This window comes from Comamonas sp. CMM02 (assembly GCF_014851485.1).
GTDB classification, from domain to species: Bacteria; Pseudomonadota; Gammaproteobacteria; order Burkholderiales; family Burkholderiaceae_C; genus Comamonas; species Comamonas avium.
The window spans coordinates 145238-160001 of record NZ_JACUZW010000003.1; the positions used below are offsets into that span (position 1 = coordinate 145238).

General features: G+C 61.3%; 12 protein-coding genes. 9 read left to right on the forward strand and 3 right to left on the reverse strand.

Annotated features, from left to right (window positions below; all coding sequences use genetic code 11):
- The first annotated feature begins 74 nt into the window (after nt 1-74).
- Nucleotides 75-605, forward strand: coding sequence for a MarR family winged helix-turn-helix transcriptional regulator (locus tag IB213_RS10180; RefSeq protein ID WP_191723984.1), 531 nt, complete (start codon nt 75-77; stop codon nt 603-605).
- Nucleotides 602-2803 carry an FUSC family protein gene (locus IB213_RS10185; protein ID WP_192406275.1) on the forward strand — a complete coding sequence of 734 codons (2202 nt, stop codon included), beginning with the start codon at nt 602-604 and terminating at the stop codon, nt 2801-2803. Before IB213_RS10180 ends, IB213_RS10185 begins: the two co-directional genes overlap by 4 nt.
- 74 nt (nt 2804-2877) lie before the next feature.
- Here IB213_RS10185 and IB213_RS10190 read toward each other — a convergent pair whose 3' ends face one another.
- Complete coding sequence (locus tag IB213_RS10190; protein ID WP_192406278.1) at nt 2878-4050, reverse strand: metallophosphoesterase; 1173 nt, start codon at nt 4048-4050, stop codon at nt 2878-2880.
- A 240-nt stretch (nt 4051-4290) separates the two neighbouring features.
- Here IB213_RS10190 and IB213_RS10195 point away from each other — a divergent pair, with 240 nt between their 5' ends.
- The 6 genes from IB213_RS10195 (at nt 4291) to panC (ending at nt 11945) form a co-directional block, all read left to right on the forward strand.
- Nucleotides 4291-4644, forward strand: coding sequence for a hypothetical protein (locus IB213_RS10195; RefSeq protein ID WP_191723987.1), 354 nt, complete (start codon nt 4291-4293; stop codon nt 4642-4644).
- Between the two features lie 109 nt (nt 4645-4753).
- Nucleotides 4754-8815, forward strand: coding sequence for an ATP-dependent RNA helicase HrpA (gene hrpA / locus IB213_RS10200; RefSeq protein WP_192406281.1), 4062 nt, complete (start codon nt 4754-4756; stop codon nt 8813-8815).
- A gap of 105 nt (nt 8816-8920) precedes the next feature.
- Entirely contained in the window at nt 8921-9424 is a 504-nt protein-coding gene (locus IB213_RS10205; RefSeq protein WP_191723989.1) for a hypothetical protein, read from the forward strand.
- Between the two features lie 253 nt (nt 9425-9677).
- The gene (panD, locus tag IB213_RS10210) at nt 9678-10058 is read left to right on the forward strand and encodes an aspartate 1-decarboxylase (protein WP_192406284.1); all 381 of its coding nucleotides are present in this window, start codon (nt 9678-9680) and stop codon (nt 10056-10058) included.
- Nucleotides 10059-10165: 107 nt separating this feature from the next.
- Nucleotides 10166-11059 carry a 3-methyl-2-oxobutanoate hydroxymethyltransferase gene (panB, locus tag IB213_RS10215; RefSeq protein ID WP_191723991.1) on the forward strand — a complete coding sequence of 298 codons (894 nt, stop codon included), beginning with the start codon at nt 10166-10168 and terminating at the stop codon, nt 11057-11059.
- 37 nt (nt 11060-11096) lie between these two features.
- Nucleotides 11097-11945: a pantoate--beta-alanine ligase gene (gene panC, locus IB213_RS10220; RefSeq protein WP_192406286.1), complete on the forward strand. Its 849-nt coding sequence runs from the start codon at nt 11097-11099 to the stop codon at nt 11943-11945.
- A gap of 386 nt (nt 11946-12331) precedes the next feature.
- Here the strand turns inward: panC and IB213_RS10225 are convergent, their stop codons facing one another.
- Together IB213_RS10225 and IB213_RS10230 are read right to left on the reverse strand one after the other, a co-directional pair.
- Nucleotides 12332-12844, reverse strand: a complete 513-nt coding sequence (locus tag IB213_RS10225; RefSeq protein WP_225561064.1) for a GNAT family N-acetyltransferase — start codon at nt 12842-12844, stop codon at nt 12332-12334.
- Nucleotides 12845-12961: 117 nt separating this feature from the next.
- On the reverse strand, nt 12962-13960 hold the full coding sequence (locus tag IB213_RS10230; RefSeq protein ID WP_225561065.1) for an SDR family oxidoreductase: 999 nt from the start codon (nt 13958-13960) through the stop codon (nt 12962-12964).
- A gap of 267 nt (nt 13961-14227) precedes the next feature.
- On the opposite strand from IB213_RS10230, the gene IB213_RS10235 reads away from it, so the two are divergent.
- Nucleotides 14228-14764 (forward strand): hypothetical protein, encoded by a 537-nt coding sequence (locus IB213_RS10235; RefSeq protein ID WP_192406289.1) that lies wholly within the window; start codon nt 14228-14230, stop codon nt 14762-14764.

The window sequence follows — 14764 nt, forward strand, 5'->3', positions numbered from 1 at the left end:
TCCCTGATGGAATCTGCAATTTTGCGTTGTGTCTAAAATAATTTGCAATACCAACTATTTGGTTTGCAAAATAAATGACAAATTCTCAATTGAGCACCTCTCCTGCCCAAGTAGCGGGCGATGCACAGCCTTTTTTTGACCCCATTGCAGTACCTCAAGCCCCCTTGTTTGGTCACTTGCTGATGAACGTCAGCCGCACCTGGCGTCAGGTGCTGGAGGTGCGTCTGGCAGAGCTGGGGTTGACCGATGCCACCTGGGTGCCGCTGTTTCACCTGCACGCGGCAGCGGGTACGCCCTTGACGCTCAAGCAGCTTGCGCAGCGTGTGGGGCTGGACAGCTCTAGCCTAGTGCGTGTGGTGGATTTGCTGGAGTCGCGGGGTTTGCTTGTGCGCCACAGCGATGCCCACGACCGCCGCAGCAAATCGCTGTGCCTGACCGCGCAAGGCCAGCATGTGGTGGCCGATGTGCGCGCCAAACTGCACCAGGTGGAGGGCCAGTTGCTGCAAGGCATGGACAGCACCACCACTGCAGCGCTGCGCCACGGCCTGCAGCAATTGCACACCCGCCTGATTGCCATTCAGGCACAGGACAAGGCCGCGCAATGAACGCTGCTGATGCTCAACCCCGGCCACGGTGGCAGCGCGCCGCTGCAGCGCTGGGCTTTCATGTGCCGGCGCTGGCCTTTGCGCTGCGTACAGCGCTGGCCGCGTTTGCCGCTTTAGCGCTGGCCCACGCCATGGGGCTGGAGCACCCGCACTGGGCTGCCATGTCGGCCTGGGCCGCCAGCCAGCCCATGCGCGAGCATTTGCTCTCTCGCGGCCTGTACCGCTTTGGCGGCTCGGTGGTCGGTGTGGTGTATGCCGTGGCCCTGGTGCTGCTGGCGCAAGATTCGCTGTGGGTGCTCGCATTCGGTCTGGCACTGTGGGTGGCGGCGTGTGCTTTTCTGGGCAACTTGCAACGCGGCTATCTGGTGTATGGCTGCATGCTGGCAGGCTATTCGGCGGCCATGGTGGTGCTGCTGCACCATGGCCCGGCAGACAGCGTGTGGCCCTTGGCGTGGGACCGCATGCTGACGGTGATCACCGGGGTGGCTGCGGCGCTGTGTATTTCGTGGTGTTTTGCGCCACGGCGCAAAGCTGCGGTGCTGATTGCGCAAAGCCGCAGCGCGCTGGCTCAAGTGCTGCAAGCCGCCGCCGCCCAATTGCGCCAGCCGTCTGCAGGCCAGGCGCTGGACCAAGGCCATCTGCTGAGCCGTCTGGCGCAAGTTGAAGAGTTGCTGGAGCTGTACCCTGAAGGCTCACGCACGGCACGCAATACCTCCAGGGCCATGCACTGGCAGCAGCACTACGCCATGGAGCTGGTGTACCAGCTGGGGCAGGCACAGGGCAATACGGGTGCGGGCGCAGGCGCGCAGGCATCTGCATCCAGCGCCATCTTTGCGGCGGGTGACAGTGTGCTGGCACAGGCACAGCGGTTGGACTTGTGCAACGCCATAGATCAACTGGCCCAGGCCATGCACGCAGCACCGCATGCCCAGGGTGCCAGCCCTCAAGGGCTGAACCACGCTTTGCACCAGGCCATCCGCGCCTGTGAAGCGTCGATTGCAAGCTTGCAAGGCGGTGGCCAGCAGGCACTGCCCGGTTTGCATGCCCTGTACTTGCTGCTGCAAGCCATACGCCGTGGCCTGCGGGCTGAGGCGCTGGACCTGAACCTGCCTGCACGCAGTGGACACAGCGGTCAGCGGGGCAAAGGCCGCAAAGACTGCAATGGCCGCCATGCCAGCCCCCTGGCATTGCACCGTGACTGGGTGGGCGCGCGTGAAGCGGCCCTGCGCGCTGGCGGTACTTTGCTGGTGTTTGGCATGGTGTGGGCGTGGACGGGCTCCGGGCTGGTCGCTTTCGGCATGCTGGGTCTGTCCGTCATGCTGCTGGTGTTTTCTGCGTTTGAGAGCCCCAGCCACACCATGGCCTTTGTGCTGCGCGGGCAGCTGATTGGCGCAGGGCTGGCCTTGCTGTGCCAAAGCTGGGTGTGGCCGCTGGCACAGTCGAGCTGGCAGATGGTGGCGATGCTGCTGCCCTTTGCGCTGATGGGCGGGCTGGTGTTTGCCCACAAGCGCACGGCCGCTGGCGCAATGGACACCAACATGGCCATGTTCATTTTGCTGGCCCCCGTCTTTCCGGCAGCGGGCAGCTTCGGGCAGCACCTGAGCATGGCGCTGGTGGTGGTGTCTGGCCCGGCGCTGGCGTGGGTGGTGTACCGCTGGGTGTATCCCACCAATGGCCAGCGTCGCCTGCAAACCCTTGCGCGCATGATGGTGCAGGAGGTGCCAGATTTAGCGCGCCGTCTGTTGCAGGACGGCAGGCCTGTGCAGTGGCAGGTACGGCCGGCGCACCCCAGCAACCGCTGGCAGGTGCAGCTGCACCATCGTTTGCTGCGCCTGGTGCGCTGGGCAGACAAAACGCAGTGGCCCGAGCGCGCTGTGCTGCCACGCATGGCTTTGTCACTGCGCGCCATGCCTGCCACGCTGCTGCAGCTGCAGCAGTGGCGGCGCGAGACCATCCTGGTCACCCCGGCATTGCGCCGCACCGAGCGGCTGGCCGTTGTAGCGCTGCACCGGCTGGTTCAGTGGGGAGCGGGCGCGCCGTCGGCCAGCGCCAGCCGCAACGCACGTGCTGCCTGGCAGGCACTGGCGCAGCAAAGCTGCCTGCCTGCCGCACTGGCTGAGCAAGCGCAGTGCCTGGCGCAGCGTGACATTCCTGCGCTGGATGCGGTGCGCCATGCCTTGCACGAATTGCAGGCATAAAAAAGCCTGAACCACAGTGGTTCAGGCTTGGCGCCGCTTAGGTTGACGTTGACGGCTGCAGCAGTGCAGTGGGCTTATTTTGTGGCGCTGCGCAGCACCAGGATATCGATGGAAGAGGGCACACCCAGACGCACGGCAAAGCCGGGCCACAACCCCGCGCCATTGCTGACAAACAGGCGCATGGGGCCTACGTCGTACAGGCCACTGACAAAACCATCGTTGGCCGGGGCCACAATCCAGCGGTCCATGCCCTTGATATGACCGCCGTGGGTGTGACCGGCAATTTGCAGATCAATGCCGTGGGGCGCATAGCTGCGTGCCATCTTGGGTTGATGGCCCAGCAAAATGTGCACTTGCGCACCACCTGCCCGGGCTTGCTGTGCCACGGTTTGTACATCGGGTGGCACCCCCTCGGGGGTGTTGGGGTCGCTGTTTTGCTCAGACAGGCGGCCATACGCGGGGTCACCCACGCCAGAGATCGCCAGCTTTTGTCCGCGCACATCCAGCACCCGTGCTTCGTTGGCCAGATAGTTCAGGTTCAGGCGGTTGAACACCCTGGCCCACGCGTCGTAGCCGCTGTAGTACTCATGGTTGCCGGGGGCTGACCACACGCCAAAAGGTGCATGCAGGCCTGCCAGGGGGGCAATGTTGCCAGCTTGCGTGGGCGCATCACCATCAATCAGATCGCCGGGCAGCACCACCATGTCGGGCCGTGCTGCGTTGGTGCGTTCCACCAGCGCTTGCACGTAGGCGGCGTTGTTCACCGGCGTGGCATGAATGTCTGCCAGCACGGCAATGCGCAGGCCATCGAGCTGGGCAGGCAGGCGCGGCAGGGTCACTTCATGCTCATTGACTTGCGGCAGCTTGACGCCCTGGGTCAGGCCATAGGCATTCAAGCCCACTGCCAAAGCCATGCCCAGCACCGTCCAGCGTGGGCGCAGGATGCACGCTGCGCGGGTTGGGCCTGCGGTGGCTCGCAGCACCAGCCACAGCACATCTCGCACGATGGCCAGCACCACACCCATGCCAATGGCAGCAAACAGGCCGCCACTGATGACCTGCAGGTGCGAGACCAGGGCAAAGTTCATGAATTCATGGCGCATGGCCACAATCAGCAGCGCCGGTGCAATGCCCAGCAGCGTGGTGATGGCCACGCACCACACGAAAGCGCGGCGATGTTTTTTGAACAGGGGATACCAGAGCCAGAGCGACAGGATGGGCGCGAGCAGCGCAAGCAAAGAAACCATAAAAACAGTGCAAGAAACCAGTAAAGCGCGAGGACGCGGTGCCAAGAAGTTGCCAAAAGCAGGGTGCGCGCAAGCATAGCAATGCGATGTGTACGTTCTGTGCACCTGGGCTTACCCCATGTAAGGAAATGCGAGCAAGGGCTTGTCTGACAAGGCTTGAGCCTTGAGCGCGAGAAAGTACACCTTGTACCTGTTCAAGCGGATGGGTGCGGATTTGTTTTGAGAAATCTGGAGGTTTGGATGACAGCAAAAATCATCGCTATCGCGTGCAGTGCCTTGGCTGCAGCCACATTGTCTACATCGGCCCTGGCTGGTACAGGCGTGGGTGCAGGCTTGACCTGGACATTTGGTGGGCCCAAGCCCATTGCCGGCCCCGCGCTGGGGGTGAAGGTGTTTTCTACCGACAGGCAAGACAAGGCCGCAGCCTCGCTGGGGGTGGACTATTCCTTTGCCGATCGCAGCTTCCGTCCCAATGTGGGGGTGGCTTATCTGGGTAAGAACAATGTGTATGTGGGGGCTGATGTGGGCTACTCGTTTGCACAGCAGGGTATGAATTTCGGTGTGGGTGCCGGCTATGTAGACACGAAAAAGTAGCCGCTACAGCCGCTTGGAAAAATCCCCATGGTGGTGGCCATGGGGATTTTTTTATGCCTAAACCTATGTTCAACGCAGATGGGCTGGTGCTGGGATAATCCAGCCCCTTATGCCCTTGAAGATCACGTTTCCCGAGTCCCTGCCCGTATCCAGTCGCCGTGAAGAAATCATGGAGGTGATGGAGCGCCACCAAGTCGTCATCGTGTGTGGTGAGACGGGTTCGGGCAAGACCACCCAACTGCCCAAGATTGCCCTGGCGCTGGGGCGCGGCAAGATCAATGCGCAGCCAGATGCCAGCGGCAATGTGCGCGGTCACCTCATCGGCCATACGCAGCCGCGGCGCATTGCGGCAAGCTCGGTGGCCAAGCGCATCGCCGAAGAATTGAACACCCCGCTGGGCGAGCTGGTGGGCTACAAGGTGCGTTTTCAGGACACGCTGCAAAAAAATGCCTCCGTCAAGCTGATGACCGACGGTATTTTGCTGGCCGAAACACAGACGGACCCGCTGCTCAAGGCGTATGACACGCTGATCATTGACGAGGCCCACGAGCGCAGCCTGAACATCGACTTTTTGCTGGGTTACCTCAAGCAGATTTTGCCCAAGCGCCCCGATCTGAAGGTAGTGGTCACCTCGGCCACCATCGATGCCAACCGCTTTGCCCAGCACTTTGCGGGCAAGGAAGGCCCGGCGCCCGTGATCATGGTCTCGGGCCGCACCTTCCCGGTGGAAATGCGCTACCGCCCGTTTGAGGAAAAGAAGGACTACGACCTCAACGACGCCATAGCCGATGGTGTCGATGAGCTGTGGAGCGGTGGTGCCAAGGGCGGCGACATCCTGATCTTTCTGCCCGGCGAGCGCGAAATCCGTGAAGCGGCCGACCATCTGCGCAAGCACCTGCAGCACCATCCTGCGCTGCGCAGTGCCGAGGTGCTGCCGCTGTTCTCGCGCCTGTCGCAGGCCGAGCAAGACCGTATTTTTGATGGCCACACGGGCCGGCGCATTGTGCTGGCCACCAACGTGGCTGAAACCTCGCTGACGGTGCCCGGCATTCGCTACGTGATTGACGCAGGCACGGCACGTGTCAAGCGCTATTCCTTTCGTAGCAAGGTAGAGCAGTTGCTGGTGGAGCCCATCAGCCAGGCGGCGGCCAACCAGCGTGCAGGCCGTTGTGGCCGTGTGGCCAACGGCATCTGTATCCGCCTGTATGACGAGGCTGATTTCACCAGCCGTACACCGTTTACCGACCCCGAAATTCTGCGCAGCTCTCTGGCAGGCGTGATCTTGCGCATGAAATCGCTGGGGCTGGGCGATGTGGTGAACTTTCCGTTCCTTGAGGCCCCCTCGGGCCGCGCCATTGCCGACGGCTACCAACTGCTGGCCGAGCTGGGCGCGGTGGACGAGCGCGGCAACCTGCTGCACATGGGCAAGGAGCTGTCGCGCCTGCCGCTTGACCCGCGTGTGGGCCGCATGATTGTGGAGGCGCGCGAGCGCGGGGCGCTGGCCGAGGTGCTGATCATTGCCTCAGCACTGAGCGTGCAGGACGTGCGCGACCGGCCTTTGGAGGCGCAGCAGCAGGCCGACCAGCAGCACGCCAAGTTTGACGACGAAAAGAGCGAATTCAGCGGCTACCTGCGCCTGTGGAAGTGGCTGCAGGATGCCCGTGGCGGCAAGGTGGTGGCCAAAAGCCGTGCCGAGATGGCGGCGCAAACCCAGCCTGCTGCCAGGCCCAGCGCGCGCAACCAGGCATTCCTGCCCGTCAGCCAGCGCTCCAGCGGCGCGCAGGTGCAAGGCACCGTAGAAGAACGACTGGCGCTGTTCAGCCCTGCCGATGTGGTGGAAGACGCCACGCACAAAATCAGCAACCGCCAGTGGGAGCAACTGCTGCGCCAGAACTTCATCAACATTCGCCGTGTGCGCGAGTGGCGTGACATTCACAGCCAGTTGATGACGGTGATCAAAGAGCACAAGTGGCTCATCAACAGCGAACCCGCAGGCTACGAGCCTGTGCACCTGTCCATGCTGTCTGGGCTGCTGGGCAATATCGGCTACAAGGGCGAAGAAAGCGATGCCTACCTGGGCGCACGCGGTATCAAGTTTCACCCGCACCCCGGCGCGCATTTGAGCAAAAAGCCCGGCCGCTGGATTGTGGCGGCCGAGCTGGTGGAAACCTCGCGCCTGTACGGGCGCGGCATTGCGGCGATTGAGCCGCAGTGGCTCGAAGAGGTGGGCGCGCACCTTTTAAAAAAGCAGCTGCTGGACCCACACTGGTCCAAAAAACAGGCCGATGTGGTGGCGCAGGAGCGCGCCACGCTGTATGGGCTGGTGGTCTACAACGGACGCAGCGTCAGCTATGGCCGGGTCGATCCGGATGCCGCGCGCACCATGTTCATTCGCCAGGCGCTGGTAGAGGGGCAGTGGGACACGCAGTGGCACTTTCTGCCCTCCAACATCAAGATGGTGCGCAAGGTGGAAGACCTGGAGCACAAGTCGCGCCGCCAGGACGTGCTGGTGGACGATGAGCTGATCTTCGCCTTCTATGACCAGCATCTGCCCAAGGGCATCTACAGCGGTGCCACGTTTGACAAGTGGTTCCGCGTGGCCAGCAAAGGCCAGTCTGAGTTGCTGCGCCTGTCCAAAGACGAGCTGATGCGCCATGAGGCGGCAGGCATCACCACTGACAATTTCCCCAAGATCGTCAAGCTCGGCGGCGTCGATTGCAGCGCCACCTACCTGCACAGCCCCGGCGATGCACGCGATGGCATCACGGTGACGGTGCCGCTGTTTGTGCTCAACCAGGTCTCTGAGGAACGGGCCGAATGGCTGGTGCCCGGCATGCTCAAGGACAAGATTCAGGCCTTGCTCAAAAGCCTGCCCCAGCGCCCGCGCAGCCGCTTTGTGCCGCTGCCCGAAAGCGCAGCGCGCCTGGCCGAGCTGTTTACGCAAAGCGAGCGCTGGGCCAGGGGTGGACTGATTGATGTGCTGCTCAAGCAAGTGCGCGATGAAACCTCGCTGGATGTCAAGCGCGCTGACTTCAAGCTGGACATGCTCAGCCCGCACCTGTTCATGAACTTTCGCATCGTTGACGAGCATGGCCGCCAGCTGGGCCAGGGCCGCAATCTGGGCGCGCTCAAGGCCGAGTGGGGCGTCAAGGCGCGTGGTGCGTTTCAGGCTTTGGCATCATTAAAGGTAGCTGCTACCATAGAGCAGTCAACAGTTTCAGATAAAAAAGTATCTGAAAACAAGCAACTGCAAGCGATAGTAGCTCCTAAAAACGATAAGGCAACCGCCAAGGCATCGACTGCACCGCCACCTGAAAAGGCCGACCAGCGTTACACCGCATGGAGTTTTGGCCAACTGCCAGAGCTGATGGAAATCAGCAAGGGCAGCACCACCTTGATTGGCTTTCCCGCGCTGATCGATCACGGCACCGATGTAGGCATTGAGGTGTTTGACGAACCCGAGGTGGCCGCCGCCAAGCACCGCCTGGGCTTGCGCCGCCTGTTTGCGCTGCAGATCAAGGATGCGCTCAAGTACCTGGAAAAGAACATTCCAGACCTGCAGAAAATGGCCGTAGCCTACATGCCGCTGGGCACGCAGGAGGAGCTGCGCGGCCAGATCATTGATGTGGCAATTGACCGCGCATTTTTGCAGGAGCCGCTGCCCGACAATGAGGCGGACTTCAAGCAGCGCGTGCAGGATGGCCGTGGCCGCCTGACGTTGATTGCCAACGAAGTGGCACGCATGGCCGGCGTGATTTTGGTGGAGTACGCCGCCGCTGCGCGCAAGATCAAGGACACCAAGAACGCCCCGGAAGCCACCAAGGATGCGAGCGAGCAGCTGCAAAAGCTGATGCCCAAAAACTTCATTGCCGTGGCTCCCTGGAGCCAGCTGGCCCACTACGCCCGCTACCTCAAGGCCATCACCATTCGGCTGGACAAGTATCGCGCAGACCCGGCGCGTGATGCCGCCAAACTCAAAGAACTGCAGCCGCTGGAGCAGCGTTACTGGCGTCTGGTGGCCGAACGCAAGGGCGCAGTCGATGCCCGCATGCAGGAATACCGCTGGATGCTGCAAGAGCTGCGCGTGAGCTTTTTCGCGCAAGAGCTGCGCACGCCGTACCCCGTCAGCGCCAAGCGGCTGGACAAGGTGTGGGCGCAACTGCAGCAGTAAGCGTTTTCGTATTGCGCCACCGCCACTGCCACCGCAGCAGGAGCGGTGGCGGGTACACCCCCCGGTCCGCCCCCCCGGATCGGGTTTTGACATAGAGATTTTTGAATGACCGATATCACCCAAGACCTGCGCGTGGTTGCCATTGACAACGACAGCTACGACCAGGCTGTGGCCGCTGCCCGGACCTACTGCGTGGGCGATGACCCTGCGGGCTTTGCCTTCACAGGCAAGGCGACGCTGATGTTCCAGCGCGAGGCAGATACGTGGGCGCATGAGTCTTTCAGCAGCACGCCGTTGATTCGGCATGTAAATCCCGTGCAGGGTGCTGCAGACGCAGATGCTGCGCAGACGGCAGATTTTCTGCGCGCCGTGGCCGATCAGGTCACTTACATGCATGTGCCAGCCGAGTGCCAGACCATGCAGGTCGATGATGTGTGGGGCATTGACTGTGAATTTTTGATGTTTGCCATGCCACACCCTGCGCAAGAAGGTGGCACGGCATGGCTGCTGGTGCCTGGGCCGCACGATCGCGTGGTGTCATCGCGCCAAACGGTACAGGACTACCAGTTCGCAGAAATCAAGGCAGCCGCCAAAGACCTGGGCTTGTAAGCGCAGGGCTGTCTCGCCATGGTTTGCCTTTTCGGGGGGGCAAGGAGGCTGCTGCGTCCAGACAGCCTTGGGTCGTCCTGCCTTGTGCAATGCTGGCCGTCAAGCAGTCACGGTGCATGTCCCTGCACCCCCAGCGGTTGACCCGAAAGCCTGCATGTGCACAATGCGCCCCACGAAACAAGGGGGCGCGGCGCAAGTGGGTGCTTGGTGACAAGCTGCAGCGGCGTGCCAGATACATACAAAGGGAGACACCATGTTCCGCACACTTTTGAAGTCCAAGATTCACCGGGTCAAGACCACGCAGTGCGAGCTGCACTACGAAGGCTCGTGCGCCATTGACGAAGATTTGCTGGAAGCCGCCAACATTGCCGACAACGAGCAGATCCACATCTGGAACATCGACAACGGCGAGCGCTTTGTCACCTATGCCATCAAGGGTCAGCGCGGCAGCGGCATGATTTCTGTCAATGGTTCTGCCGCACGCCGTGCTGCCGTGGGCGATTTGTTGATCATTGCGTCCTTTGCGCAAGTGCATGAAAGCAATGTGGCAGAGCACCAGCCACAGCTGGTGTTTGTGGACGATCACAACCGCCAGACACAGCTGCGCCATCACGTGCCCACACAGACGCTGTAAACCAGCACCTTTTTGCCTTTTGCGCAGTCTTTGCGCAAGTTCTTAATGGCGGCCAATGGCTGGTGCACCCAGCCTTGCGCCAGCGTTTGGTGGAGTGGATCGCAACCATGACGGCTTTGAACACAGAAACAGCAGGCAACAGCGCAACCCCTTACGGCACGCTGCCCCCCGCATCACCCATGCCTGCGCGCAAGCCGGTCAGCCTGCCGCGGCTGGCCCATATGCGTGCGCAGGGCGAGAAAATTGCCATGCTGACGGCGTATGACGCCACTTTTGCGGCGGTGGCCGACGCAGCAGGTGTGGACTGTATTTTGGTGGGCGACTCACTGGGCATGGTCTGCCAGGGGCGGCACAGCACGGTGGGCGTGTCGCTCGAAGACATGGTCTATCACACGGCCAGCGTGGCACGTGGACTGCACCGCAGTCAGGGCACAACGTGGCTGGTGGCCGACATGCCCTATGGCAGCTATGCCGAAAGTGCCGAGCAAGCCATGCGCAATGCCTGCCTGCTGATGCAGGCCGGTGCCCATATGGTCAAGCTCGAAGGCGGTGGCTGGACCGCTAGGACGGTGGAATTTCTGGTGGCACGCGGTGTGCCCGTGTGCGCCCACCTGGGGCTGACGCCGCAAACCGTCTACGCGCTGGGCGGCTACCGCGTGCAGGGCCGTGACGAGGCCGCAGCCCAGTTGCTGCGCCAGCAGTCGCTGGAGCTGCAAAGCGCTGGTGCCACCATGCTGGTGCTGGAGATGGTGCCAGAGCAACTGGCCAGCCGCATCACGCAAGAGCTGGCGCATTGCCACACGATTGGTATTGGCGCTGGCAATGGCACTGCCGGGCAAGTGCTGGTGCTGCACGACATGCTGGGCATGAACCTGGGCAAGATGCCCAAGTTTGTGCACAACTTCATGGCCGATGCGGGCAGCATTCAGGGTGCCATGCAGGCCTATGTGCAGGCCGTCAAGGCAGGCACGTTCCCAGACAACCGCGTGCACGCCTGGTAAGCCGGTCTTCGCTCCAGTTACAGAGAGATTTTTCGCCATGCAGATCGTTCAATCCATCGATGCCTTGCGCCAGACCCTGGCAGGGCGTGGTCGTCCCGCCTTCGTGCCCACCATGGGCAACCTGCACGAAGGGCACTTGTCCCTTGTGCGCCATGCACGCGAGCACGGTGACATCACCGTGGCCAGCATTTTTGTCAATCGCCTGCAGTTTCTGCCGCACGAAGACTTTGACAGTTACCCGCGCACCTTTGAGGCCGATTGCGCCACATTGCAGGCGCAGGGCTGTGACGTGGTGTTTGCCCCCAAAGAGCAGGATTTGTACCCCCAGCCACAGACTTTCAAACTGCAGCCCAACCCAGCGCTGGCAGACATTCTGGAAGGGCACTTTCGCCCGGGCTTTTTCACCGGTGTATGCACGGTGGTGATGAAGCTGTTTGCCTGTGTATTCGGTACTGCCGGGGGCGGGGTGGCCGTGTTTGGCAAGAAGGACTACCAGCAGTTGCTGGTGATTCGCCACATGGTGCAGCAGTTTGCGCTGCCCGTGCAGATCATCGGCGTGGATACCGAGCGCGCCGCAGACGGCCTGGCGCTGAGCTCGCGCAATGCCTATCTCAACGCCGAGCAGCGTGCGCAAGCGCTGGCCCTGCACAAGCAGCTGCAATGGCTGGCGCACCAGGTGCGCACAAGCGGGCAACCACTGGCGCAATCGGAGGCGCAGGCCATGCAGCGCCTGACAGACTTGGGCTGGCAGCCCGACTACCTGACCGTACGCCAGCGTGACAACCTGCTGCCACCCGCACAGGGGGACGCCAGCCAGACCCCCCTGGTAGCGCTGGGTGCTGCGAAGCTGGGAACAACCCGCCTGATCGACAACCTGGAGTTTTAAGCAGCCCACCCTGCGCCTCAGGCGCAGCAAAGTGTGAAGGGCAGAGGAAATCGGTCTTACATGCGGGCTGGGCTGACATACACAAGTCACATGCCGCTTCAAAATGGCAGTCCAGAAAGGATGTGCCATGCATTTTCGATCATCCTCGTGCCGTGTTGCAGCGTTCAGTTCGCCGGCACCTGTTTTGCCTGTGCCGCCCATGCCCAGGCAGCCACAGGACACAGACCCTTCGCCAGAGGCTTTGCCCCCGCCTGTGCCTGTCCAGGAACCGCCCAATGGCACGCCACCCATCGAGCTGCCGCCCAAGCCGGGCCCACAGCCGGCGGCTTAAGGCCCTGTGCATGCGTTGTGCTGCCCCGGTTGCCCAGCGACAGCAGACAGTATTTTTAGGCTAAGGCTTTGCGCATGCGTGCGTTTTGCAGGGTGACACCATGCAAGACCTCAGACCTGCGCTCCAGCACGCTAAAACCGTGCAAAGCAAAAAATGGCTCTGCCGTCTTGCTGACGTTGGAAGTGAGCTCGGTCAACTTCAGAAACTCGGCTTCTTCATGAATCCGTGCCATCAGCTGTGTCCCAATCCCTTGGCGTGGGTAGTGGCCTGACACAAAGAAATGGTCGATATAGCCGCTGGCCTGTACATCGGCATAGCCCACGATCACACCGTTGAGCACGGCTACGAAGGGCTGAATTTTCTGAACCAGCTGGGCCCACATCTTCTGATCAACTTCAGGTGGAGCCCAGGCATTGACTTGCTCTTGCGTGTAGTTGCGGATGGCGACTTCATGGATCGCCGTGAAATAGACATGAAACAACGCGGCTTCATCACCCATCTTGAACTTGCGAATCTCCATGCCAGCCTCTTTCTGTACCACGCCAAACGGCAAGCGTGCCTGCTGCATTCATTCAGACAGCGATGCAACGTCTTTCAGAATGCGCAGCACGCAAAGGGGCACAGTTTAGCGTTGCGCGAGCCAAGACAAGGCCAGCATCCAGACGGCGCAGCCTGATGTGGCTTCTTATGCGCCGTCTCCTGCATTGCCGGTGATGGGCAGCACGGTGCCGGTGATGTAGCTGGAGCAAACTGGCGACGCCAAAAACACATAGGCCGGAGAAATCTCTTCGGGCTGTGCGGGGCGGCCCATGTCCGTGTCTGCACCAAAGTTGGCGATATCGTCTTCGGTCTTGTCTGCAGGGTTCAGGGGCGTCCACACTGGGCCGGGTGCTACGGCGTTGACACGGATACCACGGCTGGCCAAGTTAGAGGCCAGTGACTTGGTAAAGGCGTGAATGGCGCCCTTGCTGGCGGCGTAGTCCAGCAAGTAGGTACTGCCGCGCAGGCCTGTGACCGAACCGGTGTTGATGATGCAGTCGCCGCGCTGCATATGCGCCACAGCGGCGCGAGCCATGTACACATAGCCGTAGATGTTGGTTTTGAAGGTCTCGTCAATGCGCGCATCGCACAGGTCTTGCAGGCTTTCTGCATGTTCCTGGAACGCGGCGTTATTGACGAGGATATTGAGCGCACCAAATTTCTTCACCACCTTGCGCACGGCTTGCTCGCAGTAGGAGCTGTCACGTACATCGCCTGCAATCGACATGCATTGCGCGCCCTCGGCCTTGACATGTTTGCAGGTGGTTTTTGCATCTTTATGCTCATTCAGATATGCAATTGCAACGTTGGCGCCCTCGCGCGCAAACAGTACGGCTACGGCGCGGCCAATGCCCGAGTCGCCCCCCGTGATCAGTGCCGTCATGCCCTGCAATTTGCCACTGCCATGGTAGTTGGGTGCTGCAAACTGTGGAGGGCATTCCATCAAATGCTCGTGCCCGGGTTTGTCCAGGCTTTGCGCGGGCATGGGATTGCTGGGCAGTGCATGGCCAGGGCCCGGTGCCGCTGCTTTGCGCGTTGTTTTTTTCTTGCTCGCTTGTGCGTCTAGGGCCTTCTGGGCTTTTTGCAAGCGCTTTTGTCGCTGGGCAGTTGTTTGCGCTTTGGCGGTGGCCATCTTCGTTGCCATGCTTTCTCCTTGGGCTAGCACTGGGGGGTGTTTTCAGTTTTGCCAAGGCACCTCGAACGATGTGGGGGCAAATCTAGATCGCGGCAGTAGGAGAGGGGCTGTTTCTGGGTTGGCACAAAGGCGCACCCAATGTGGTGGTGGTGCTGCTGCCGATGCCTTGCTGTCAGCGTTTTCTTCTTCGATCAATACCCTCTGACCGCTGGCATCTCCTGTGCTGGTACAACATGGGCGGGTATGCATCGTTTTTATGGAGCGCTATGGCAGCGCATGTCCTCGCGTTACTGGCGGCGTTTGTTGCCGCAGGAGCACATTTTTGTCCGCACCATCTTTGGTGATGGGATGGGCGCGTGGCTGGCTGGGCATGTGCGCTTGGGTCAGCGCCGCTTAGGGGATACAAGGCGTGCGCTATCGCTCAATGGTGGCTGGCTATCGTTTCCTGCCGCCATGTTTGAGGCGGGTGGCATGCGCCAGTCACTGCGTTTGAGCGACCCCGTGGTGGCAGGCATTGTTGCCCACGAACTCCTGCACGTCCTTCAGCGCAGGCAAAAGCAGCCTGTCACTCGCCAAGCATTGCTTTTGCAGTGTCAATGGCTGCTGCAAGGCCGTGATCCCTATAGCTACAGCAACTGCAGCAATGCTGCTGGGCAATTAAGGCAGTTCTGGCGTGCCAGCGTTGAGCAGCAAGGTCAGATGTGGCAAGACTGCGTGCAGGCGCAAGTGGCGGGCCAGCCGCTTGCGTCACATGCTTTATTGGCTGTGGCAGTGCGTGCCGGCAGATTGCGCCAGCGGATGGGAAAGCGCTGA